The following is a 23,708-nucleotide window of genomic DNA, read 5'->3' on the forward strand; positions in this document are numbered from 1 at the left end:
CCACAGCTGACGCGAAAGGCCCGCTTCACAAGCGGGCCTTTTGTCTGCCCCCAGGTCTCCCGGCATACCCCGCCCCCCTACGATGCTTGGTAGTAGCTACGAAAAGGGGCAACGATGGCCGCCGAGCGCAGGGACATGACAGTCCAGCCGGATCTCAGTCACACAGCGGGGCGGGTGGCCCCGGTGAGATCACGGAAGCCGATCTATCTGGACATGCTTCCGCCGTGCAACGCGGGCTGCCCTGCCGGGGAGAACATCCAGGAGTGGCTGCGGCTGATCAAAGCGGGCGAGGCGGAGGCGGCGTGGCGTCAGCTCGTCGCCGACAACCCGTTTCCGGCCATCCACGGCCGCGTCTGCTACCACCCGTGCGAGACGGACTGCAACCGCAAGGACCTCGACGAGGCGGTCTCCATCCACTCCGTCGAGCGCTATCTCGGAGACCTGGCGATTGAGAAAGGCTGGCGCGTCCCGCAGCCCCGACGCCGCTCCGGCAGGCGCGTGATGGTGGTGGGCTCCGGCCCGGCCGGCCTCTCCGCCGCCTACCACCTTGCCCGGCTCGGCCACGCCGTGGAGATCTTCGACGCGGGCGACAAACCCGGCGGGATGATGCGCTACGGCATCCCCGAGTACCGGCTTCCGCGCGACGTGCTGGACGCCGAGCTGCTGCGGTTGGTGGAGCTCGGCGTGGTGTTCCGGCAGAACACCCCCATCAAGGATCTTCTCGCCACCCAGCGCGATGGCGCGTTCGACGCGGTCTTCGTGGCAGTGGGTGCCCACATCTCCAAGCGAGTCGACATCCCGGCGGCAGACGCCACCCGTGTGCTGGACGCCGTCAGCTTCCTGCGCGACGTCGCCTCCGGCGAGCGCCCCATCATCGGGCGCAAGGTGGCGATCTACGGCGGCGGCAACACCGCGATGGACGCCGCCCGGGTTGCGCGCCGGCTCGGCGCCGAGGAATCCGTGGTGGTGTATCGACGCAGCATGGCGCAGATGCCCGCCCACGCCGACGAGCTGGAGGGAGCCCAGGCCGAAGGCGTGCAGATGAACTGGCTGCGGACCATCACCTCGATGAACGACGAGGACCTCACCGTCGAGATCATGGAGCTCGACGAGGACGGCAAGGCCCGCGGCACCGGGGTGTTCGAGAAGCTGGAGGCGGACACCGTCATCCTCGCCCTCGGCCAGCGCGCCGACACCCACTTCCTGCGCGCCATCCCCGGGATGAGCTTCAACGACGACGTGGTGGAGGTGGACCCGCACAGCCTGATGACGGCGGTGCCGGGCATCTTCGCCGGCGGCGACGCCGTGCCGTCGGACCGCACCGTCACCATCGGCGTGGGCCACGGCAAGAAGGCGGCCCGGCGGATCGACGCCTGGCTCAACAAGGAGGAATGGGTGCCGGTGGAGAAGCACCCGGTGGTCACCCTCCCGATGATGAACCTGTGGTATTTCGGTGACCACGAGCGCCGTGTCCAGGCCGAGACCGACATCGAGGAGCGGCTCGAAGGCTTCGGCGAGGTGGTAGCGGGCCTCACCGACGCAGAGGCCGCCTACGAGGCCGACCGGTGCCTGAGCTGCGGCAACTGTTTCGAATGCGACGGCTGCCTGGGCGCCTGCCCCGAGGACGCGGTGATCAAGCTCGGCAAGGGCAACCGGTACCGCTTCGACTACGAGAAGTGCACCGGCTGTGCCAGCTGCTTCGAGCAGTGCCCCGTCCACGCCATCGAGATGATCCAGGAGGGCCCCCGATGAGCACCAAGGCCATCATTGACGGCAACGAGGCAGCGGCCGACGTCGCCTACCGCGTCAGCGAGCTGTGCTCGATCTACCCCATCACCCCGTCGTCGACGATGGCGGAGCTGGCCGACGAGTGGTCCGCGCACGGCCGGGCCAACATCTACGGCCAGGTTCCCACCGTCATCGAGATGCAGTCCGAGGGCGGCGCGGCCGGAGCCATGCACGGCGCCCTCCAGGGCGGTGCGCTGTCCACCACGTTCACGGCGTCGCAGGGCCTGCTCCTGATGATCCCCAACATGTACCGGATCGCCGGCGAGCTCACCTCGACGGTGTTCCACGTGGCCGCGCGATCCCTGGCCACGCAGGGCCTGTCGATCTTCGGCGACCACCAGGACGTGATGGCCGTCCGGCAGACCGGGGTGTGCCTCCTGAGCTCGGCCTCCGTGCAGGAGGCCCACGACATGGCCGCGGTGGCGCACTCGGCCACGCTGCGCACCCGGCTGCCGATCGTGCACTTCTTCGACGGGTTCCGCACCTCGCACGAACTCAACACCCTGACCAAGCTCACCGATGACGAGCTGCGCCAGTTCATCCCCCGCGAGCTGGTGATGGAGCACCGCGCCCGTGCGTTGAGCCCCGCCAACCCGTTCATCCGCGGCACCGCGCAGAACCCGGACACCTACTTCCAGTCCCGCGAGACGGCCAACCTGTACTACCAGTGGGCGCCGAAGGTGATCGCCAACGAGATGGACAAGTTCGCCGAACTCACCGGCCGCCGCTATGGGCTCGTCGAGTATCACGGCGCGCCGGATGCGGACCGCGTCGTGGTGATCATGGGCTCCGGCGTGGAGGCCGTCACCCCCGTCGTGGACCGCATCAACGAGGCAGGGGGGCGCGTCGGCGTCATCCAGATCCGTCTCTACCGGCCGTTCCCCACCGACGCGTTCCTGGCCGCACTGCCGGCCAGCGCGAAGAGGGTCGCGGTGCTGGACCGCACCAAGGAGTCGGGCGCCTCCGGCGAGCCGATGTTCCTGGACATCACCTCGCTGTTGGCGGAGGCTGTCGCGGGCGGGCTGCGCGACGAGCTGCCGATCACCATCGGCGGCCGCTACGGCCTGTCGTCGAAGGAGTTCACGCCCGCCATGGTGCAGGCGATCTACGAGGAGCTCGGTCTCGATTCGCCCAGGCCGCGGTTCACCGTCGGCATCCACGACGACGTCACCCATCTCTCGTTGGACTACGACCCGACGCTGGACCTGGAGAACCCCGAGACCCTGCGCGCCGTCTTCTACGGCCTCGGCTCGGACGGCACCGTCGGCGCCAACAAGAACACCATCAAGATCCTCGGCTCCTCCGAGGACACCTTCGCGCAGGGCTACTTCGTCTACGACTCGAAGAAGTCGGGGTCGCGGACGGTGTCGCACCTGCGCTTCGGGCCTCACCCCATCCACGCGCCGTACCTGATCAACCAGGCGGGCTTCATCGGCTGCCACCACTGGTCCATCCTGGAGCGGGTCGACGTGCTCGAGTTCGCCAGGCCCGGCACCGTGCTGCTGCTCAACGCCCCCTATGGGCCGGAGGGGACCTGGCATCAGCTGCCCCTCCCCGTTCAGCGCAGGATCATCGAGCTGGGGATCAAGGTCTACGTCATCGACGCAGGGAAGGTCGCGCGCGCCGCCGGGCTGGGCAGCCGCACCAACACCATCCTGCAGACCTGCTTCTTCGCCATCTCCGGCGTCCTGCCACGCGACAAGGCCATCGACAAGATCAAGGACGCGATCACCAAGACCTACGCCCGCAAGTCCGCCGAGGTGGTGCGTAAGAACCACGAGGCCGTGGATGCGGCGCTGGCCGAGCTGCACGAGGTGGTGGTGCCGGACTTCGCCTCCTCGGATCACGGGTTCATCCCGCCCGTGCCCGCCAATGCGCCCAAGTTCGTGCGCACCGTCACCGCGACCATGCTGACGGGTCGCGGCGACGACCTGCCGGTCTCCTCGCTCCCAGTGGACGGGACCTACCCGTCGGGCACCACCAAGTTCGAGAAGCGCAACATCTCCGAGATCGTGGCCGAGTGGGACGCCGAGTCCTGCATCCAGTGCGGCAACTGCGCGTTCGTCTGTCCCCACTCGGTGTTGCGCGCCAAGAGCTACCCGGCCGATGCCATCGGCGACGCGCCGGAGGGGTTCCAGTCGGCGCCGCTCAACGCCGCCGGCCTGCCGCAGACCCGCTACACCCTTCAGGTCTACGTGGAGGACTGCACCGGCTGCGGGCTGTGCGTGGAGGCCTGTCCGGTCAAGCCGGTGGACCAGCCGTCGCGGCGTGCGATCAACCTGGTTCCCCTGCTGGAACGGGAGAAGGAGAAGGAGGCGGTCGAGTACTTCGAGACCATCCCCCAGAACGACCGCTCCCGGGTGGACTTCGGCACCATCCGCGGCACCCAGTTCCTGGAGCCCCTGTTCGAGTTCTCGGGCGCCTGCTCCGGCTGCGGTGAGACGCCCTACCTCAAGCTGCTCAGCCAACTGTTCGGCGACCGCGCCACCATCGCCAACGCCACCGGCTGCTCCTCGATCTACGGCGGCAACCTGCCGACGACGCCCTGGGCCAAGAACGCCGCGGGCCGCGGGCCGGCCTGGTCCAACTCCCTGTTCGAGGACAACGCCGAGTTCGGCCTGGGCATCCGCCTGGCCGCGGACCTGCACGAGAACCTCGCCCGCACCAGGCTCGCCGAACTCCGCGACGAGATCGGCGATGACGCTCTGGTCGACGGAATCCTGGGCGCGCCCCAACGCCAGGGCTCCGAACTGACCGCGCAGCTGGACCGGGTCAACCGGCTCAAGGAGAAGCTCGTCGGGCTCAAGGGGATCGCCGCGGAAGACCTGCGCAGCGTCGCGGACCACCTGATGCGCCGCTCGGTGTGGATCGTCGGCGGCGACGGGTGGGCCTACGACATCGGCTCGGGTGGCGTGGACCATGTCCTCGCCTCCGGCCGCAACGTCAACATCCTCGTCCTGGACACCGAGGTGTACTCCAACACCGGCGGCCAGGCCTCGAAGTCCACGCCGCTGGGCGCCGTCGCGAAGTTCGCCTCCGGCGGGAAGCTGACCAACAAGAAGGACCTGGCCATGCAGGCGATGGCCTACGGGTCGGTCTACGTGGCCCGCGTGGCGATGGGCGCGGACCCGCAGCAGACGCTCAAGGCGTTCAGGGAGGCCGAGGCCTACGACGGCCCCAGCCTGATCATCGCCTATAGCCACTGCATCGCGCACGGCTACGACATCCGCAAGGGCCTCGAGCAGCAGTACCGGGCCGTCAACTCCGGACACTGGCCGCTGATGCGCTACAACCCCGTCATCCGCGACTCGGGCGGCAACCCGTTCCTGCTGGATTCGCCGCGGCCGCGGATGTCGCTGCAGAAGTACCAGTCCGCCGAGCTGCGCTACAAGGTGCTTCGCGCGGCGGATCCCGTGGAGGCGGACCGCCTCCTTGCCCTGGCGCAGGAGCAGGTGGACCGCAAGTGGTCCGAGTACGAAGAGCTCGCCGGCCGGGGCGCTCACCAGTTCGCAGCCGATCCGAGGAACCGATGATGAACGATCTCGCCACCACCTACCTGGGGCTCACCCTGCGCAACCCGGTCGTCGCGTCCGCGGGGCCGCTGTCGCAGACGGTGGCCGGCGTGAGGGCGCTGGCCGACGGCGGCGTCGGTGCCGTCGTGCTGTACTCGCTGTTCGAGGAGCAGCTGCGCCGCGAGGCTGAGGCGGTCGCGGCGCTGGAGGAGATGTACGAGGACTCACACGCGGAGGCGCTGTCCTACTTCCCGACGGTGCCGAGGGCGGCCCACGACGCCAGCCACGCGTATCTGACGCTGGTCGAGCAGGCGGCGAAGGCTGTCGACGTGCCACTCATCGCCTCGCTCAACGGGGCCTCGGTGGGCGGCTGGACGCAGACGGCGCGCCAGCTGGAGGAGGCCGGAGCCGCCGCCATCGAGCTCAACATCTACTTCGTGCCCGGCGACGTGATGATGTCGGGCCACTCGGTGGAGGAGCGGCACCTGGCCATCCTCGCCGCGGTCAAGGGCGCCGTCGGCATTCCCGTGGCGGTGAAGCTCAGCCCCTACTTCTCCTCGGTGGGCAACATGGCGGTCCGCCTCGACGCGGCGGGGGCGGACGGGCTGGTTCTGTTCAACCGGTTCCTCCAGCCGGACATCGACCTGGACCGCATGACTGTGGAGTCCGGGGTGACGCTGTCGTCCCCGGTGGAGGCGCGGCTGCCGCGCACGTGGATCTCGGTGCTGCACGGCACGGTGGAGGCCTCGCTGGCCGCCACCACCGGCGTGGACACCGCCGACGACGTGGTCAAGTACATTCTCGCCGGCGCGGACGTCGTGATGACCACCTCGTCGCTCATCCGACGCGGGCCTGCCTATGCGCAGGTGCTCGTCGACGGCCTCGGCCAGTGGCTGACCGCTAAGGGCCTGAAGCTGTCCAAGGCCCGCGGGCTCCTGGCGGTGCCCGCGGAGGCCGCGCCGGACGCCTACGAGCGCGAGGGCTACGTGTCGGCGCTGCAGAAGGCGCAGCACACCTACGGTTCGCTGCGCTGACGTCCCTACGATAGGGGCGTGCTGACAGACGTCCTCCTCATCCTCGGCGGTCTCGTGCTGCTCGTCCTCGGCGGCGAACTGATGGTCAGGGGAGCGGGGTCGCTGGCCAGGCGCCTGGGAATGTCGCCGCTGGTGGTCGGTCTCACCGTGGTCTCAGTCGCGACGTCGGCGCCCGAGCTGGCGGTCACCGTCGACTCGGTGCTGGCGGGCGCCCCGGAACTGGCCGTCGGCAACGTGATCGGCAGCAACACCGGCAACGTGCTGCTCATCCTCGGCGTCGGCGCGCTGATGGCGGCGCTCAGCGTGCAGCGCCAACTGCTGCGCTTCGACCTCCCCGCCATGGTGGGCCTGTCCTTCGTGCTGCTGCTGCTCAGCCTCGACGGTTCCCTCGGCCTGATCGACGGCGTGATCCTGATGGCTGCCTTCGTCACCATCATGGTGACCACCGTCATCCTCGGCAGGAGGGCGGTGGCCCGGGAGGCAGCCTCCGGCGGCGACGACGCGGAGGTTGAGGCCCCCTCCCCGGTGTGGGTGTCGGTGGCGTTCGTCGCGGTGGGGGTCGCGGCGCTGGTGTTCGGCGCACAGCTGCTGGTCCGGGGGGCGGTGTCCATCGCCTCCGGACTGGGGGTCTCGGAACTGATTATCGGCCTGACCATCGTGGCCCTGGGGACGTCGCTGCCGGAGCTGGCCGCAACGGTCGCGGCCGTGCGCCGCGGCGAGGTCGACATCGCGGTGGGCAACATCGTGGGGAGCAACATCGCCAACATCGGTCTCATCCTGGGTCTTCCCGCACTGTTCTCGCCCGGTGGACTGCCGGTGCCGCCGTCGTCCGTGGCGCTGGACCTGCCGCTGATGATCGCGGCCGCGTTGGCGCTGGGCACCGTCGCGTTCACGGGGCATCGGGTGGTGCGGCTCGAGGGCGGCGTGTTCGTCGCCCTGTACGCGGCGTACCTGGGTTACATGGTGCTGGCCTCCGCGGAGCACGACGCTCTGCGCGAATTCTCGCTGGTGATGGTGGCGTTCGTGCTGCCGCTGCTGCTCGTGGTGGGCGCGGTGACGGTGTGGGAAGAGGTCCAGCTTCGCCGATCCCGACCAGCTCCCGCTGGTTGAGCCAGCCGTGGGCGTAGCGCCACCGGCTGCGTCGAAACCGACCCGCACACGGGACAGGGATGATGCTGGCGACCCCGGGAAGATTCGAACTTCCGACACAAGGTTTAGGAAACCTCTGCTCTATCCCCTGAGCTACGGGGCCACGCGACCCCTGAGGCGGAGTCAACCCGGACAGGATACCGGGCTTCTTCTATACCGCAGAACCGGGACATCCCCTTCTGGTGGCGAGGAGCGAACACGACATCCGTCCCCCATGCATGCCTCGCAGATTGAGCCGATCCTGCTGCCGCGTCCCGCGGATGCACTCTTGCTAGCCTGACGACGTGCTTCGGCGGTCAAGTCCCGGCTAGGGCTGCTTGTCCTGATCCACGTGCGAGCGGCCCTGGTCCATTTGCGGCTCCTTGGCGGGGCACTAAATCAGGGCCACGCTGTGGAAGTCAGGTCGGAGGCCGAGACGGGACAAGACCTCGTGCTGAAGTCCGGCTATCTACGTTCGTAGATGTCACGACGGTGGCCGACGGCAACCGCCAGGACGAGCAGCACGTTGTCGTGGATCCCGTAGACGATCCTGTAGTCGCCGGTCCGGACACGCCACTCACCGTCGCCGCCAACCAGCTTCTTGGCACCGCTCGGGCGCGGTTCGCCCGCCAGCAACTCGATCGCCGCCTGGACCCGCCGCTGGGCGACCCGGTCCAGCTTGCGTAGCTGTCGGACCGCAGCGGGCGCGACCTCGATCCGGTAGCTCATGCCAGGCCGAGGTCGGCCTTGACCTGCTCCCAGGGGATCGCCGACTCACCATCGGCCATCTCGGTGCGTGCCACACGGACAGCCTCGAGATCGGCCAGGTCTTCCGCGGCCGCAATCAACCGGTCCAGGTCGTCGGCGTCGATGACGGCTGCCACCCGCTGGCCCCGACGGGTCAGGTACACCGGGTCGTGCCCCACGCGGGCCGCGTCCACGACATCGGCGAGGCGGGCCCGGGCGTCGCTCACAGTCATCTCAGTCATGCCACCCATGATAGCCGCTGGAACGGCTGAAACGTACAACTCAGCGCCCGCGGTTGCTGTGCGCCGAAAGCGCGACTCTCGGCAGGATCGAACGCGCTGGCTGCGGCAGATCAGTGCGTTTGCACGAGCAACTCCGCACTTGGCATGGCAACCGCCTATCGCGCTCGGCGCCGCTGGACGGCGGCGCCAGGAAGGTTCGGGGAGGGTCGAGCGGGGGGTCGTAGCCTGAACTGGTGACCCAGGAGGTCAGTGATCCCCTGGAGCTGAACCGCCGCGGGTCAGTAGCCCGATGACAGACACAGCGATCAGAAAGGAGCCCACCAGCGCGACGAAATCGAGAGTCTCGCCCCAGACCAACGACAGGAACTGCAACGGCTGCGACAGTGTGGGGGCCGTGGTGAAGACGAACCAGTTCGGGACGGCCGTCCCGATCACGGCCAGGAGTCCCAACAGCCCACCCAGAACAAGGCCACGGCGATGTGTTCTGGACACTGGTCCTGGCCAGAATCCGAGGATGCCGGCGCTGAACACCGCCGCACCCGCGAGCAAGATCCAGAAGACGGCGTGTAGGACGGCGTCCGTCAGAGCCCAGCCGGGTCCACCCTGAAGCAGCGTCCTGACCACCCATGTAGCGATCGCCGCAACGCCACAAGAGGCGCCCACAACGCCCAAGGGGACCAGTTTCTTGGCTTGCTCTGCAACCGTCGACGTCGACCGTGTTTCCATGACAGAACCCTAGAGTGCCTTCGGGTCAGTCCCACATGTGAACATGCAGTGCTGGAGGAGCCGACCCTGATCAAGGGGCCAAGAGGCGTGAGGATCATGGAGGCAGCGTCATCGCCACCGGCGAGCACCGAATGCGGCATGTCCGGATGCGTTTGGGCTGGCGACTGCGGCAGGTGGCAGCGTCCAAGTTGGTTGACGCAACGACAACCACGCTAGATACTTTCCTCATTGTAAACCAACTCACAGAGAGGCGGCCATGGACGCCCACGAGCAGCCCACGCCTGAAGAGGCCCGGGCCAGCCTCGAGCAGATCACCGCGTCACGCACCGCCGCCGCGACGGCCACCCGGCGGCCCGCGTGGATCGACGCGGGCATCAGCACCGCAGCGGGCGCCACCATCGCCCTCGGCACAGCCGGATACTGGGTGGCCGCGATCGTCGTCCTGGTCGTTGGCTCGCTCGTGTTCGCGGTTGTCCTGCACCGGCAGGCCCGCGGACGAGGGCAGGTGCTCGACCAACGCGCCATCGGTGCTCGCACGCTCAGGTTCGCCCTGCTGTACGCCGTGCTGTTCGTCCTGGGCCAAATCGAAGCACCACCCAACTGGCAACCCTGGTACTCCCTCGGGGCGGGACTGATCGCGGCCATGGGCGGATACGCCTGGCTGCGCTCGGAAGAGCGCTACCGCATCCGGCGCCTCATCGCCGGGGACTACGACCGCTACGACCTCATATGAGCTGGGAACCCCCCGTCCCCAGATTCGACGACCTGATCCACGCCCCAACCCGGCTCCGGATCACCGCCGCCCTCGCGACCGCCACCGACCTCGAGTTCAGCGCCCTCGAAGACGCCCTCGAGATCTCGACGTCACTACTCTCCAAGCAACTCAAACTGCTCGCCCAAGCCAACTACCTCACCCTCGAAAAACGCCCCCAACCCTTCGGCAGACCACGAACCTGGATCCAACTCACCCCCGCAGGACGCACCGCCTACCTCGGCCACGTCCAAGCGCTCCGGCAACTCACCGAAACCGAGGGACCGTCTCACGAATAGGCCACCGGGTCGCGGCATGAGCGGATGGCAAGCGGGACTTCTCCGGGCTGTGTCGGACCCCGCGTTGCCATTTGTCCGGCAGACTGTCCCCATGCCGGTTGAGATGGGGATGTGGCGCATCGATGGGGATACGCCACGGAGGTTGGGTGCGAGCACCCTCCCGTCGGAGGCGACCCTGGAGGAGTTCTTGGAGCGCGACCCGTCGCTGCTGGGTGAGCCGCTCCTGGTGATTGGCCGTCAGGTGCGAACCCCTTACGGCAAGTACATCGACCTTCTAGCAATGGATGCCGAGGGCAACCTCAACGTCCTCGAACTTAAGCGTGACAAGACACCACGCGACGTGGTTGCCCAAGCGCTGGACTATGGATCCTGGGTCTCGACTCTGACGCGCGACGAGGTGCTCGGCATCGCCAACGCCCACCTCGATCAGCCCTTCGAGGCGGCCTTCGAGGAGATCTTCGGTGAGACACCGCCGGACGAACTCAACGCGGACCTGCGTCTGACCGTCGTGGCCACCGAGCTGGACTCGAGCTCCGAGCGGATCGTGTCCTACCTGCGTGCCTTCGGCGTGCCCATCAACGCCGTCTTCTTCTCCTTCCTCGAAGACGAAGGTCGTCGCTATTTGGCCCGCTCTTGGCTCGCCACAATCGACGACAGTGGAGCAACCATCGGCGCTTCGAAGCGGCGCTCGGGCAAGCGAGCAGAGTGGAACCAGCGCGATTGGTTTATCTCGTTTGGTGATGAGGTGGGTGGGCGTTCCTGGATCGACGGCCTGAAGTACGGCTTCGTGTCCGCAGGTGGAGACCCCTGGTACTCACGGACGTTGCGAACTGTTCCTGTAGGTGCTCGGGTCAATGTGCACATCCCGAAGCGCGGATACGTGGCCGTCGGCATCACCCTGGGCGAGGCCCGCCGCTTCGACGATGCCCATGTCGAGGTCGAAGGCCAGTGGGTCGCGCTGGCGAAGCAGCCGCTTGCCGGAAACTACCACCACGCGACAGCGACTGGACCTGAGGGCGATGACATTGCCGAGTGGGTGATCCCTGTGCGCTGGGCCGATGCTGTGCCTGCCTCTGAGGCTTTCTGGGAGAAGGGCATGTTCGCCAACCAGAACAGCGCCTGCAAGCTCCGCCAGGAGTTCACGCTGGATCGGCTGAGCTCACACTTCCGCCTCAAGGATCACGACGACGTCGATGAGTAGCTCCCGCAGCTGCGGCAAGGCAACCCGCGGCAGAGTCTGGCGTCCGGAACCGGCCAGCGGCGGCGATCAGCGCCGTGGCAGTCTGGGCTCGACCCACGCCGCGCCTGCGGCAGACTGGCCGCATGCCTTCCGACGACGACGCGAAACCACAACTCCGACTCCTGGAGGTCGAGCGGGAACAGCTTCGTACCCTCACCTTCCATGCCGTAGCTGAATGCATTGGGAAGATTAAGGCCCTCTACGAAGACGGCCACAAGTTCGACAAGCACACCTACCCGGTCCGCGACACCGATGAACACGGCACATACGGAAAGGTCGAATGGTCGTCTTCGAAGGACGTCCCGCTATCCTATAAGTCTGCGATCGGGCCATCGACCAGCCACGGCGCGGCCATGACCTTCTCGGACATCGACGGGATGCAGGAACTCTTAGATTTCGTCGCTGATCACCACCGATTGAGCTCATGGATGGTTCCCGATGACTTCGGTGATGACGAGGGGCGAGAGTACATACGAGCCATTGGGGTCGCCGACCTCCCCCTCGAAATAGCAGACCGCCACATCAATACAGCCGGCTGGGAACTCGACCAAGAAGTCCTCGAGCGACTCTTCGGAGAGATGGAAGCATGGTGGCTGAATGAAGAACTCGCAGTCGACCTGTGGGTGCCCATCCTTGGAATCGACTTCGAGTGTGACGAAGTGCTCCTTGATGACCAGTCTCGCTTGGTACGCCTGAGCGACAAGGAACAACTCGCTCGCTGGCCGGGCCAACACCTCGGCGACCAAGCCGCGTACGTGGCGATGGCGACGCATGCCCTCGTCGTCTCCGGATGGAGAATGCCGAACACTCACGGGCTCCAATGGTTCAGCCCGACGAACCCGCCCGAGTCGATCCTTATCGCGGAGCGGTTCCTGGAAGCCCTCGCGGTCGTGACCCACGAGCCCTCCGGATACGTCCAAGCCATCATAAGGCCGGTGGGATGGTCGCCTGGGTACGTGGCAGACCTCCCGGTGGTGATCACCGGCGCACTCGTTCGAGATCGCAAGTCAATCCGCTTGAAGCCAGCCTCCGAACCGAGCGTGACACTCACCGCCGACGAAATCGAGACACTGCGGCGGACGTACCACGCACTCTCCCGCCACAAAGATGTCGCGCTTGCTGCAACCCGCCTCCTCTGGGCGGAACGACGAGGAACCGAGGCGGACCGCATCGTCGACCTGTGTGTTGGCCTCGAGGCCCTCCTGTCAGACTCGCAGGGCGACACGACCTACAAGATCGCACTGCGCTCCGTGGGACTGTTGGCCGAACATGGGACCCCGGACCCCTCAAAGTTCTTGGCGCCTATGAAGACGGTGTACGCGCACAGATCAAGCGTCGTTCATGGCCGCGGCAGTGCCAAGACGGCCACGGTCTCACTAGGCGACGAGACGTACCGGACCGAACACGTCGCGCACTTGGTGTTGAGGCTGTTGCTGGCGACCCGGATCGAGAATCCGACGTTGACACCGGCCGAGATCGACAAACGGATCCTCGGGAGAGCACTGGACCTCTACTCGCGCATGCAGCACGAGCCGCCTCAGAACAGTACGCGCTGAGCAATGTGCGGATGTGCGGCATCATGTCGGGCACCGGGTGGCATCCTTTGTTCACATGAGCGGAACTGACGGGGCAAGCGACCCCCGCGGATGGCGTGAGTTTGAAGGAACCATCGCGACGTCACACTCGGTGGCAAAGTATGGTGGCGTCCGCCTAGAGCCTCAGGCTCTCCAACACATGGCGGATGCGTTGAACGCGGGGCAGATTCCGATGTTGGCACAGCATGATCCGCGCCGCAGACTCCGGACACGGCAGTTGTCGGCCGCTGTTGAAGTCCTACCCGATGGCGAACAGGCCGTCCGGTTCACTTGCCTTGTTCACCCTGATGACCTGGGCCTGATGGAAGGCATGCGCGGCATGTCTTTCGCGACGTCGGAACTGATTGGAAGCGTCGAAGGGCCGAATCCCGGACGGGGGACCCTAGAGTTGCGTGCAGATGCTGCCGTCTTCAGCGACGAGGTCATCGCGCGGGCGTGCGAGCAGATGTGCACGCTCGGCCGAACGCACGGTTTTCGACTGTTGCAGTTCGCTGGACCTGATGAGGCGCGGATCATCCTCGATATCGCCTACAGCACCGTCGTAGCCTTGGGACCAGGCCTCGCCGCCAGCGCCATCTACGACGGGCTGCGCTACCTATTCCGTCACAGGTCGAAGAGCTCTCCAGAGGCCTTGGTGCAGTTGGAACTCGCGACTTCCGTGCGAGGCGGCGATGTGAAGGCCGTCATCCAGACCAGCGATCCCGCCGTTGCTAAGGCCGCCCTAGCCGCCTTCTCGGATGCGGTACAGGCTGTGGCGAGCACGCCGCCGGAGGAGCGACCTGTGCTCGACTGGGATGCGACGAGGCGCACTTGGCTTCCTGAGCTTCAGAGGGGTCCCGAGGGGCAAGAGGGTTCTGACTCCAAGGATGACGAGGGGACGGATGCCCCGTAGACCTCGGCCACGGCTTCTCCCGAAGCGGTGTCATCTGGTCGGTGGACGGTGATCATGTCGGCTCGGCAGGTAGCCTCCTTGCGTGGACGAACCGCGGGTGCTCTCGGCTGACCAATACAAATACTGGCACGTGGATTTCCAGAAGGGGTTGATCAAGATCATTCGCCAGGATGGCCAGATCCTGGAAGACGTGTTGGAGCCCAGATTCCGAGGACGGGCCTCCCAAATCGCCACTTCCACCTTCGGCTGGGAAGAATGGTCTATCCTTTCGGCTACTACCAGGGGCGACCTCATCATCACAGAAGGGTTCAATCCGAATTCTCCGCCACCGCTATACGGTCGACCATCCGTCTACTTGGATCAGAATCGGTGGCGGACCGTCGCCGACGTGCTGCACAACCCGCATCAAGTGGCGGACCCCAACGAGCGCCGTGCTGCGCACGACCTGATTCAACTGGCTACCGACGGTGGCATCGTCCTGCCGTTGTCGATGGGGCACATGCTGGAGACAGCCGGCCTACATAGCGAACGGCGCTACGAAGTCGGAGTGGCCATGGCGTATCTAGCCCGTGGGTGGCAGATTCGGAACCCGCTCGACCTCTGGAGACACGAGGTTGAGATGACGATCCGTGATCACCTCGGGCTCACAGAGGGCGCGCCCGTACTTCGTCCCATCGTGACAGAGCCTGGCGCCCTCTTCGGCTCCGATACGGCCTTGGGAATCAATGAGGAGATGGGTGACGTCGACAAGCTCATGGCCATGCTCACCATGCCAAATGTCGTCCTGGAAACGCTTATCAATCCAGAGCGGACTCCCAAACACCCGCTGACTAAGTGGATTGAACACCACTCGCGCATAACATCTCAGCTGGACGAGGAGAAGGTCTCGAAGGACCAACGCCGTCGGCTTGCTAGGCGCCGCTACTGGAACGAGAACATCGGCTTCTACACGGCCGCGCACCAGAGATTGGCGCAATCTTCGGACTTCCCGATGTTCAGCGATCAGCGATTGGTCCAGATGCTCAAGGCATCACCCATGGTTGGACTGCAATCTGAGCTCTTCATACGCCGATTCATAGACCGCCAGAACAAGTGGCGTCGCAATGACCTGATTGACATGTTTCATCTCTCCAGCGCTGCCGCGTACGCCGACTATGTGTGCGCGGAGACGCATACCGGAACACAACTTCGCGAGGCACAGCGAACACTAGGCCGAAAAGAAACCGTCTTCACGACACTCGAGGACCTGGTCACGAGGCTTCGCCGGGACGGCGCCCGGGCAGAGTCAGAGAGGTCATCACACCCGCCAAGCGCGTAAATCAGAGGGACCTCTCATCAGACTTGATGAGAGGTGGCACGACCCGGATCGCGGAACGCGCGACCATCGGCAGAGTCGATCCGGCAAGACCTTATGAGGGAACACCCGCAGATCGGCATGAGAGTGAAGTTTGAAGAAGGGCCGCCTGACGCGGGCTCTCGGCCTGATCGGCCCCGCGTTCTCCTCACGCTCGGCGGGGAATCCGCGTGAGGAAGAGGTCACAGGCCCGTTACCGGGCGGCTCATCGCCCGTCACATCCTCTACGTAGTTTCTGTGGGGAGCAGCGTCGCTCAGGTATCCCGTGACCGAGAAAGAGCCGAAGGAGCGACCATGACTACCACCCAGACACATCCGTCGAACGAGCCGGAGGGGATCGTCGACGACACCCTGACGGCTGACCAGGTCGCCGCCCGGGCGCTTCCCGCCGCTGGAGGCCTCACGCACCGTGCCGGTCGCTGGATCGACGGCTGGGACCCGGAGAACCCGGAGCAGTGGGGGAGTGTGGGCCGGCCCATCGCGCGCCGCAACCTCACGCTGTCTGTCTTCGCCGAGTTTCTCGGCTTCGCCGTCTGGGCGCTGTGGAGCATCGTCGTCCCGCAGCTCAACGGCGTGGGCTTCAACCTCAGCATCAACGAAATGTTCTGGCTGGTCTCGACGCCGGCCCTTGTCGGCGCCACGCTCCGCCTTCCCTACACGTTCGCCGTGCCCCGCTTCGGCGGCCGCAACTGGACCGTGGTCTCCGCCCTGCTGCTCCTCCTCCCGGCTGGGGCGCTGGCGTGGGCCGTCAACCACCCCGAGCTGCCATTCATGGCGCTGATGGGGATCGCGGCCCTCGCGGGATTCGGCGGCGGCAACTTCGCCTCGTCGATGGCCAACATCTCCTTCTTCTTCCCCGCCAAGGAGAAGGGCGCCGCCCTCGGCCTCAACGCCGCCGGTGGAAACCTCGGCACCGCCGCCGTGCAGCTCGCGGTCCCGATCGTCATCACCATCGGGGCCGGGGTCAGCCTGGACCGGGCAGGCTTGATGTTTATCCCGCTCGCACTCCTGGCGGCAGTGCTGGCCTGGCGCGGGATGGACAACCTGTCCAACGCCAAGTCCGACCCACGCGCCTACGCGGCCGCGCTGCGCAACCCGCACACCTGGATCCTGTCGTTCATCTACATCGGCACCTTCGGCTCGTTCATCGGCTACTCCGCCACCTTCCCGACGCTGCTGAAGAACCTCTTCCCGGCGGTGACCCTCTCGCTCGCCTTCATGGGCGCGCTGGTGGGCTCGGTCTCGCGCCCCTTCGGCGGATTCCTCGCAGACCGGGTGGGCGGCGCCCTGGTGACCTGCGCATCCTTCGTCGCGATGGCGGTGGGGGCGGTCGGTGCGATCATCGGGCTTCGGCTCGAATCGTTCGAGATCTTCTTCATCTCCTTCCTCTGGCTGTTCGTCTTCACCGGCATCGGAAACGGCTCCGTCTACCGGATGATCCCGGCGGTCTTCGCCGGCACCGTCCGCGACAGCGGCACCGGATCCTTGATGGCGGCGGGCCGCGCGGCCGCCGGCTGCATCGGCATCGCCGGCGCGATCGGCGCCTTCGGCGGCTTCCTCATCCCGCAGGGATTCGCCCTCTCCAGGACCCTGACCGGGGACCTGCAGGCGGCCCTCTGGACCATGGTGGGCGCCTACCTCCTCATGCTGGGTGTCACCTGGTTCACCTACCTGCGCCGCGGCTCACGCATGGCCGCGCTGAAGGTCTGACCCATGACCGCCACCCACTGCCCCTACTGCGCGCTCCAGTGCGCGATGAACGTGGCGCCGTCAGACCCGGGGGTGACCCCGACGGTGACCCCGCTGGAGTTCCCCACCAACCGGGGCCGGCTCTGCCAGAAGGGGTGGACGTCCGCCGAGGTGCTGACCACGCGGGACCGCCTCACCAGCCCGCTGGTGCGGCGCGACGGTGAGCTGGTGCCCACGGACTGGGACACCGCGCTGACGCTGGTCGCCGACACGCTGATCCGCCTACGGGTGGAGCACGGGCCGGAGTCGGTGGCGGTGTTCGGGGGCGGCGGGCTCACCAACGAGAAGGCCTACCATCTCGGCAAGTTCGCCCGGGTGGCGCTGCAGACGCCCAACATCGATTACAACGGCAGGTTCTGCATGTCGTCGGCCGCGGCCGGCGGCCGGAGGGCCTTCGGGCTCGACAGAGGGCTGCCCTTCCCGCTCACCGATCTCGACGGCGCCGGCGCGATCCTCCTGGTGGGGTCCAACCCCGCCGAGACGATGCCTCCGTTCTGCACCCACCTGTCTGGGGCGCAGGAGGCGGGCGGGCTGATCGTCGTCGACCCCCGCCGCACGCCGACGGCGGCCCTCACCGGCGACGGCCGGGGCCTGCACCTCAGCCCGCTGCCCGGCACGGACCTGGTCCTTCTCCTCGGCCTCACCCAGATCCTGTGGACCGAGGGCCTGATCGACCGCGACTACCTGGCCGAGCGCGCCAACGGCGTCGACGAGCTGCGCGCCAGCCTGGCCGCGTGGTGGCCGGAGCGGGTGGAACGCGTCACGGGCGTCCCGGTGACCGAACTGCGCAGGGCCGCCCGCCTGCTCGCCGAGGCCAGCCCGGCGCGCGGCGGCCGCGGCGCCTACGTGCTGACCGGCCGCGGGGCCGAGCAGCACGCCCACGGCACCGACACCGTCACCGCCGCCGTGAACCTCGCGCTGTGCCTCGGCCTGCCCGGACGGGTGGGCTCCGGCTACGGGTGCCTCACCGGCCAGGGCAACGGCCAGGGCGGCCGCGAGCACGGCCTCAAGGCGGACCAACTGCCCGGGTACCGCTCGATCACCGACCCCGCCGCCCGCGCGCACGTCGCCGCCGTCTGGGGGGTGGATCCCGACTCCCTCCCAGGCCCCGGGAAGCCGGCTGTCGCGCTGTTCGAGTCGCTCGCCACCCCCGGCGGCCCGCGGGCGATGCTCATCCACGGATCCAACCCGGTGGTCAGCCTGCCCGACGTCCTGCGCCTCACCGAGCGGATCCAGGCCCTCGACCTCCTCGTGGTGGCCGACTTCTTCCTGTCCGAGACCGCCGCCATGGCCGACGTCGTCCTCCCCGTCACCCAGTGGGCCGAGGAGACCGGAACCATGACCAACCTCGAGGGGCGCCTGCTGCTGCGCGCCCGCGCCACCCTGCCCCCCGTCGGTGTGCGGACCGAGCTGGAGGTGTGGAGCGACCTGGCCGAGCGCCTCGGAAGCCCCATCCCGTTCAGCGCCGACCCAGCCGTCGTGTTCGACGAGCTGGCCCGGGCCAGCGCTGGCGGAGTGGCCGACTACGCCGGATTCAGCCACCAGCGGCTCCGCGACGGCGACGCCCTCTACTGGCCATGCCCCGCCCCAGACCACCCCGGCACGCCGCGGGTGTTCCTCGACCGGTTCGAGACCCCGGACGGGCGCGGGGTCCTCCACCCCGTCGACCAGACCCCACCCGACGACGAGCTCACCCCGGAGCTGCCGCTCTACCTCGTGACCGGCCGGGTCCTGCAGCACTACCAGTCCGGCGCGCAGACGCGGCGCGTCCCGGCCCTCAACAGCGTGGAGCCCGAGGCCTATCTCGAGCTGCACCCTCTCCTCGCGCAGAGGTTGGGTGTCGCGGCGGGTGACCGGGTGGCGGTGCATTCGCGTCGAGGCAGCTGCGAGGCGGTGGCCAGGCTCACCGAGGGCATCCGCCACGACACGGTCTTCATGCCCTTCCACTACCCGGACGCCGGCGCGGTCAACCGGGTCACCAATGCCGCCACCGACCCCATCTCGGGCATGCCCGAGCTGAAGGTCGCGGCCGTGCGGCTGACCCGGATCGGAGCTGCGTCATGAGTCACCGGATCGTCGTCGTGGGCAACGGCATGGTGGGGCACCGCTTCCTCGCCGACCTGGCCTCCCACCGCCTCGACGACGTCGAGGTCACCGTCCTGGGCGAGGAGGGGCACGCCGCCTACAACCGGATCCTCCTACCCGATGTCATCCTCGGCCGGGCGGACCTGCCGGGGCTCACGCTGCCCGAGAGCCGTGGCGTGCGGATGCTGCGCGCCCGCAAGGCCACCGGGATCGACCGCCGCAACCGCACGGTCGTCGACGCTACGGGGGAGGAACACCCCTTCGACACACTCGTGCTGGCCACCGGGGCCGATCCGGTGTTCCCCACCGTCGACGGCGTGGTCCGCGCCGACGGCACCCCCATGCCCGGCGTGGCCGCGTTGCGCACCTGGGACGACGCGGACCGCGTCCGCGCGGCCGCCGTCGAGGGCTCCAGGATGGTGGTCATGGGCGGCGGCGTGCTGGGCATCGAGGCCGCTGTCGCACTCGCGGAGGCAGGCAGCGCGGTCACCATCGTCCACCGCGGCTCTGCGCCGTTGGACAGGCAGTTCGATCCCGCGAGCGGCGCCGTGGTCCGGGCCGGGCTCGCCGACCGGGGCATCACCACGCTCGTCGACGTGCGTGTCGCGGGGGTGGAGCGTCGTCGCGACGGCGCCCTCACCTCCGTGCGTCTCACCAACGACCGGCACATCCCCGCGGACATGCTGCTGGTGGCGATCGGGGTCAGGCCCCGCACCCGGCTCGCCGAGGCGGCCGACATCTGGGTCCGCAACGGCATCCTAGTCAGCGACACCTGCCGCACCGACGATCCGGCCATCTACGCCATCGGCGACTGTGCCCGCACCCCCCGTGGCTGTCCCGGGCTGGTGGGTCCCGGCTGGGAGCAGGCACGTGTCCTGGCGCACCACCTCGCAGAGAAGATCAGCGGCCGCTCCGGTCCCCGCCCCGTGCTCGGCGCGGACGCCGGCGTGTTCCGGGTGAAGGCCGAGGGTCTCGATGCCGTCACCATGGGCGAGTTTCCTGTCGACGCGTTCGCGCCCGGCGCCCCGCGGGTGCTCAGCCTCACCGACCCCGTCGGCCGCCGGCGGGTGCGGGTCGCCGTCGCGGACGGACTGCTGGTGGGCGCCACCTGCGTCGGCGATCCCCAGGTCGCGGCCGACCTGACGGTGGCGTTCGACTCCCGGACGCCTGTCCCCGACGACCCGGCCGCCCTGCTGGCCCGCCCGCTCGCCGGCGCCGCCCCGGCGATGTCGGTGGTCGACCTGCCCGACGCGGCTGTCGTGTGTCGCTGCAACGCCGTGACCAAGGCGGCCATCACCGATGCCGTCAAGGCAGGCGCCGACACTCCTGAGGCCGTCGCCTCGGCGACGCGCGCCTCCACCGGATGCGGAAGCTGCACCTCCGACGTCTGCAGCCTGGTCGCCGCCCTCGGCGCAGCCGGCAGCCCGCGAACCTCACTCGAGCGGGTCACCGTCGCGTGAGTGGCTTGTTGCACACCCGAAACGTGACTGATCCAGCCCCGGAAAACGCGACACCTACCGTCGTAGACACCGAGGACGCCAACCCAACAGATCCCCAGGAGGCCGATATGAGCAAGCTGTGTGTGGTGGTCGGGGGTGGCATGGTCGCCCACCGATTCGTCGAGGCGCTGCGTTCGCGCGACGAGGCCGGCGAGTGGCGCGTCACCGTGCTGGCCGAGGAGCCTCGCCCGCCCTACGACCGGGTGGCCCTGACCAGCTACTTCGAGAACCGCGACCCCGAGCTGCTCAACCTCGGCGAGGCGCACCTCTGGCAGGACCCGAACGTCAAGCTGCGCCGCGGCGCCAAGGTGGTCTCCGTGGACCCGGCGGCGCACACCGTCATCACCGAGAACGGCATGTCGCACGCCTACGACTCCCTGGTGCTGGCCACCGGCTCCTACGCGTTCATGCCGCCTGTGCCCGGCCGTGAGCTGCCCGGCTGCTTCGTCTACCGCACCATCGACGACGTGGCGGCGCTCCGCGGCTTCGTCGAGACCTTGCAGGAGCGCAACCCGAAGCGTCGCGTCCGGGGCGCCGTCATCGGCGGCGGGCTGCTGGGCCTCGAAGCGGCCGGCGCGCTGCGGAAGCTCGGCGCCGACACCACCGTGGTCGAGTTCGCGCCCAGGCTGATGCCCCTGCAGGTCGACGAGGGCGGCGGCGAGTCGCTCAAGCGCCTCATCGAGGCCATGGACGTCGACGTGCGCGTCGGCACCGCCACCTCGGCCATCAAGGGCCGGATCGCCGTGGAGAAGATGGTCTTCAACGACGGCTCCTCCATCGACGTGGACGTGGTGATCTTCGCCACCGGCGTCCGTCCCCGCGACGAGCTCGCCCGCGACGCCGGCCTCGAGGTGGGGGAGCGCGGCGGCATCGTCGTCGACGACTCCTGCCGCACCGCCGACCCCGACATCTTCGCCATCGGCGAGGTGGCCTGCATCCAGGGCCGCGTCTGGGGCCTCGTCGGCCCCGGCTACACCATGGCGGAGGTGGCGGTGGACCAGATGCTCGGCCGCTCCGGCACCTTCACCGGCGGCGACCTCTCCACCAAGCTGAAGCTCCTCGGCGTTGACGTGGCCAGCTTCGGCGACGCCTTCGGCACCACCGACGGCGCACTGTCCGTGGTCTACACCGACCCGATCGCCGGCGTCTACAAGAAGCTCGTCCTCTCCGACGACGCCCGCACCCTGCTGGGCGGCATCCTGGTGGGCGACGCCTCGGCCTACGCCGGCCTGCGCCCTCTGCTGGGCCGGCCGCTGGGGGTGGACCCCGCCGCATATCTGGTGCCCGCCGGCGCGGAGGGCGCCCCCGTCCAGGGCGAGCTGCCCGACGACGCCCCCGTCTGCTCCTGCAACAACGTGACGGCAGGCGCCATCCGCTGCTCTGTCACAGAGGCCGGCTGCACCGACCTCGCCGGTGTGAAGGCCTGCACCAAGGCCGGCACCAGCTGCGGCTCCTGCCTGCCGCTGGTCCGCAAGCTGATGGTCGCGGAGCTCGAGAAGTCTGGGACGGTGGTCAGCAACGCCCTGTGCGAGCACTTCGAGCTCTCCCGGGCCCAGCTGTTCGACGTGGTCCGGATCACCGGCCTCACCACCTTCTCCGAGATCATCGGCCGGCACGGCCGCGGCCGCGGGTGCGACATCTGCAAGCCCGTCGTCGCCTCGATCCTGGCCAGCCTCGGCAACGGGCACATCCTCGCCGGCGAACAGGCCGCGATCCAGGACACCAACGACCACGTGCTGGCCAACATCCAGAAGGACGGCACCTACTCCGTCGTGCCCCGCGTGCCCGGCGGCGAGATCACGCCCGACGGGCTGATCGTGATCGGTCAGATCGCCCGCGACTTCGGGCTCTACACCAAGATCACCGGCGGCCAGCGGATCGACATGTTCGGCGCCCGGATCGACCAGCTGCCCGACATCTGGCGGCGCCTCGTCGACGCCGGGTTCGAGTCCGGCCACGCCTACGGCAAGTCGCTTCGAACGGTGAAGTCCTGCGTGGGGTCCACCTGGTGCCGCTACGGCGTCCAGGACTCCGTCGGCCTCGCGATCGACCTGGAGCTGCGCTACCGCGGGCTCCGCTCGCCGCACAAGCTCAAGCTCGGGGTCTCCGGGTGCGCCCGCGAGTGCGCCGAGGCCCGCGGCAAGGACGTCGGCATCATCGCCACGGACAAGGGCTGGAACGTCTACGTGGGCGGCAACGGCGGCTTCACGCCCCGCCACGCCGTCCTCCTGGCCGAGGACCTCACCACCGAGGAGCTCGTGCGCACCATCGACCGCTTCCTCATGTACTACGTGCGGACCGCCGACAGGCTCCAGCGCACCGCCGTGTGGCTCGAGTCGATCGAGGGCGGCCTGGACCACGTCCGCACGGTCATCATGGAGGACTCCCTCGGCATCGCCGCGGACCTCGATACCGCCATGGCCGGCCACGTCGACGGCTACCGCGACGAGTGGCGCGACGTGTTGGAGGACCCGGTCAAGCTGGCCCGGTTCGCGGGTTTCGTCAACGCGGCCGACGCCGTCGACGACAACCTCCAGTACGTGGGGGAGCGCGGACAGGTCCGGCCCGCCACGGACGCGGACCGCACCTCCGGCGTCGAGCTGGTCGATTCCGAGCGGCGGCCGGTCCTGGTCGCCGGACCCACCATCCCCATTGGAGGAGCACGATGATCACCACCACCGAACCTGTCTGCCGCCTCGACGACCTGCTGCCGGAGAGACCTGTCGCCGCCCTGATCGACGGCCGGCAGGTGGCCATCGTCAGGCTCCACGACGACCGCGTCGTCGCCGTCGGCATGTGGGACCCCTTCGCCCGCGCCAACGTGATGGCCCGTGGACTGGTGGGCTCGTCCCTGGTGGACGGGGAGGACGTGCCCGTACTCTTCTCTCCCATGTACAAGCAGGCGTTCGATCTCCGCTCAGGCGTATGCCTGTCGGATCCCGCCGCCGCGCTCGGCACCTGGGAGGTGACGGTCCTCGACGGCCGGGTGTACGTCGGGGGGCAGGTGACCTGCGAGTCGCCGGCCCGCCGCAGCGACGCGCCCCTGGCGAGGGCGGGCTGAATGGAC

Annotated in this window: 18 protein-coding genes and 1 tRNA gene; 15 read left to right on the forward strand and 4 right to left on the reverse strand. The window is 68.1% G+C overall.

Annotation, left to right across the window (positions count from 1 at the left end):
* Positions 1–114: 114 nt before the first annotated feature.
* Genes H5399_RS04205 through H5399_RS04220 form a run of 4 tightly spaced genes read left to right on the forward strand, consistent with a single transcriptional unit; the run spans position 115 to position 7,444 of the window.
* On the forward strand, positions 115–1,752 hold the full coding sequence (locus H5399_RS04205; RefSeq protein ID WP_182781734.1) for an NAD(P)-binding protein: 1,638 nt from the start codon (positions 115–117) through the stop codon (positions 1,750–1,752).
* Positions 1,749–5,321, forward strand: a complete 3,573-nt coding sequence (nifJ, locus tag H5399_RS04210; protein ID WP_182781735.1) for a pyruvate:ferredoxin (flavodoxin) oxidoreductase — start codon at positions 1,749–1,751, stop codon at positions 5,319–5,321. Before H5399_RS04205 ends, nifJ begins: the two co-directional genes overlap by 4 nt.
* The gene (locus tag H5399_RS04215; protein ID WP_182781736.1) at positions 5,321–6,334 is read left to right on the forward strand and encodes a dihydroorotate dehydrogenase-like protein; all 1,014 of its coding nucleotides are present in this window, start codon (positions 5,321–5,323) and stop codon (positions 6,332–6,334) included. Before nifJ ends, H5399_RS04215 begins: the two co-directional genes overlap by 1 nt.
* 18 nt (positions 6,335–6,352) lie before the next feature.
* Positions 6,353–7,444, forward strand: coding sequence for a calcium/sodium antiporter (locus tag H5399_RS04220; protein WP_182781737.1), 1,092 nt, complete (start codon positions 6,353–6,355; stop codon positions 7,442–7,444).
* A gap of 66 nt (positions 7,445–7,510) precedes the next feature.
* On the opposite strand, the gene H5399_RS04225 is transcribed toward H5399_RS04220, so the two are convergent.
* From H5399_RS04225 to H5399_RS04240, 4 genes are all read right to left on the reverse strand, one after another.
* A tRNA-Arg gene (locus tag H5399_RS04225) sits at positions 7,511–7,586 on the reverse strand.
* 341 nt (positions 7,587–7,927) lie between these two features.
* The gene (locus H5399_RS04230; protein ID WP_182781738.1) at positions 7,928–8,191 is read right to left on the reverse strand and encodes a type II toxin-antitoxin system RelE/ParE family toxin; all 264 of its coding nucleotides are present in this window, start codon (positions 8,189–8,191) and stop codon (positions 7,928–7,930) included.
* Positions 8,188–8,451, reverse strand: a complete 264-nt coding sequence (locus tag H5399_RS04235; protein WP_197971681.1) for a type II toxin-antitoxin system Phd/YefM family antitoxin — start codon at positions 8,449–8,451, stop codon at positions 8,188–8,190. The genes H5399_RS04230 and H5399_RS04235 overlap by 4 nt, the downstream gene beginning before the upstream one ends.
* 246 nt (positions 8,452–8,697) lie before the next feature.
* Positions 8,698–8,943, reverse strand: coding sequence for a hypothetical protein (locus H5399_RS04240; RefSeq protein ID WP_182781739.1), 246 nt, complete (start codon positions 8,941–8,943; stop codon positions 8,698–8,700).
* 490 nt (positions 8,944–9,433) lie between these two features.
* On the opposite strand from H5399_RS04240, the gene H5399_RS04245 reads away from it, so the two are divergent.
* From H5399_RS04245 to nirD, 11 genes are all read left to right on the forward strand, one after another.
* Positions 9,434–9,910 carry a hypothetical protein gene (locus H5399_RS04245; protein ID WP_182781740.1) on the forward strand — a complete coding sequence of 159 codons (477 nt, stop codon included), beginning with the start codon at positions 9,434–9,436 and terminating at the stop codon, positions 9,908–9,910.
* Positions 9,907–10,227, forward strand: a complete 321-nt coding sequence (locus H5399_RS04250; protein WP_182781741.1) for a transcriptional regulator — start codon at positions 9,907–9,909, stop codon at positions 10,225–10,227. Before H5399_RS04245 ends, H5399_RS04250 begins: the two co-directional genes overlap by 4 nt.
* 91 nt (positions 10,228–10,318) lie before the next feature.
* The gene (locus H5399_RS04255; RefSeq protein ID WP_182781742.1) at positions 10,319–11,428 is read left to right on the forward strand and encodes an endonuclease NucS domain-containing protein; all 1,110 of its coding nucleotides are present in this window, start codon (positions 10,319–10,321) and stop codon (positions 11,426–11,428) included.
* Between the two features lie 122 nt (positions 11,429–11,550).
* Positions 11,551–13,023 carry a HEPN domain-containing protein gene (locus H5399_RS04260; protein WP_182781743.1) on the forward strand — a complete coding sequence of 491 codons (1,473 nt, stop codon included), beginning with the start codon at positions 11,551–11,553 and terminating at the stop codon, positions 13,021–13,023.
* Between the two features lie 178 nt (positions 13,024–13,201).
* Complete coding sequence (locus H5399_RS04265) at positions 13,202–13,954, forward strand: hypothetical protein (protein ID WP_182781744.1); 753 nt, start codon at positions 13,202–13,204, stop codon at positions 13,952–13,954.
* Between the two features lie 82 nt (positions 13,955–14,036).
* On the forward strand, positions 14,037–15,272 hold the full coding sequence (locus H5399_RS04270) for a hypothetical protein (RefSeq protein ID WP_182781745.1): 1,236 nt from the start codon (positions 14,037–14,039) through the stop codon (positions 15,270–15,272).
* Positions 15,273–15,602: 330 nt separating this feature from the next.
* The gene (locus H5399_RS04275; RefSeq protein WP_182781746.1) at positions 15,603–17,018 is read left to right on the forward strand and encodes an MFS transporter; all 1,416 of its coding nucleotides are present in this window, start codon (positions 15,603–15,605) and stop codon (positions 17,016–17,018) included.
* Between the two features lie 3 nt (positions 17,019–17,021).
* The gene (locus H5399_RS04280) at positions 17,022–19,121 is read left to right on the forward strand and encodes a molybdopterin oxidoreductase family protein (RefSeq protein ID WP_182781747.1); all 2,100 of its coding nucleotides are present in this window, start codon (positions 17,022–17,024) and stop codon (positions 19,119–19,121) included.
* Positions 19,118–20,602 carry an FAD-dependent oxidoreductase gene (locus tag H5399_RS04285; RefSeq protein WP_182781748.1) on the forward strand — a complete coding sequence of 495 codons (1,485 nt, stop codon included), beginning with the start codon at positions 19,118–19,120 and terminating at the stop codon, positions 20,600–20,602. The genes H5399_RS04280 and H5399_RS04285 overlap by 4 nt, the downstream gene beginning before the upstream one ends.
* Positions 20,603–20,709: 107 nt before the next feature.
* Positions 20,710–23,310 (forward strand): nitrite reductase large subunit NirB, encoded by a 2,601-nt coding sequence (nirB, locus tag H5399_RS04290; RefSeq protein ID WP_182781749.1) that lies wholly within the window; start codon positions 20,710–20,712, stop codon positions 23,308–23,310.
* A complete protein-coding gene (nirD, locus tag H5399_RS04295) occupies positions 23,307–23,702 on the forward strand; it encodes a nitrite reductase small subunit NirD (protein WP_182781750.1) in 396 nt (131 codons plus the stop codon). The genes nirB and nirD overlap by 4 nt, the downstream gene beginning before the upstream one ends.
* Positions 23,703–23,708: the final 6 nt, after the last annotated feature.

The sequence above is a fragment of the Tessaracoccus sp. MC1627 genome (genome assembly GCF_014164725.1).
Taxonomy (GTDB): domain Bacteria; phylum Actinomycetota; class Actinomycetes; order Propionibacteriales; family Propionibacteriaceae; genus Arachnia.

Coding starts and splice junctions, on each gene's coding strand:
- H5399_RS04205 (WP_182781734.1), top strand. CDS start 115: ATGGCCGCCGAGCGCAGGGACATGACAGTCCAGCCGGATCTCAGTCAC.
- nifJ (WP_182781735.1), top strand. CDS start 1,749: ATGAGCACCAAGGCCATCATTGACGGCAACGAGGCAGCGGCCGACGTC.
- H5399_RS04215 (WP_182781736.1), top strand. CDS start 5,321: ATGAACGATCTCGCCACCACCTACCTGGGGCTCACCCTGCGCAACCCG.
- H5399_RS04230 (WP_182781738.1), bottom strand. CDS start 8,191: ATGAGCTACCGGATCGAGGTCGCGCCCGCTGCGGTCCGACAGCTACGC.
- H5399_RS04235 (WP_197971681.1), bottom strand. CDS start 8,451: ATGACTGAGATGACTGTGAGCGACGCCCGGGCCCGCCTCGCCGATGTC.
- H5399_RS04245 (WP_182781740.1), top strand. CDS start 9,434: ATGGACGCCCACGAGCAGCCCACGCCTGAAGAGGCCCGGGCCAGCCTC.
- H5399_RS04250 (WP_182781741.1), top strand. CDS start 9,907: ATGAGCTGGGAACCCCCCGTCCCCAGATTCGACGACCTGATCCACGCC.
- H5399_RS04255 (WP_182781742.1), top strand. CDS start 10,319: ATGCCGGTTGAGATGGGGATGTGGCGCATCGATGGGGATACGCCACGG.
- H5399_RS04260 (WP_182781743.1), top strand. CDS start 11,551: ATGCCTTCCGACGACGACGCGAAACCACAACTCCGACTCCTGGAGGTC.
- H5399_RS04265 (WP_182781744.1), top strand. CDS start 13,202: ATGGCGGATGCGTTGAACGCGGGGCAGATTCCGATGTTGGCACAGCAT.
- H5399_RS04275 (WP_182781746.1), top strand. CDS start 15,603: ATGACTACCACCCAGACACATCCGTCGAACGAGCCGGAGGGGATCGTC.
- H5399_RS04280 (WP_182781747.1), top strand. CDS start 17,022: ATGACCGCCACCCACTGCCCCTACTGCGCGCTCCAGTGCGCGATGAAC.
- H5399_RS04285 (WP_182781748.1), top strand. CDS start 19,118: ATGAGTCACCGGATCGTCGTCGTGGGCAACGGCATGGTGGGGCACCGC.
- nirB (WP_182781749.1), top strand. CDS start 20,710: ATGAGCAAGCTGTGTGTGGTGGTCGGGGGTGGCATGGTCGCCCACCGA.
- nirD (WP_182781750.1), top strand. CDS start 23,307: ATGATCACCACCACCGAACCTGTCTGCCGCCTCGACGACCTGCTGCCG.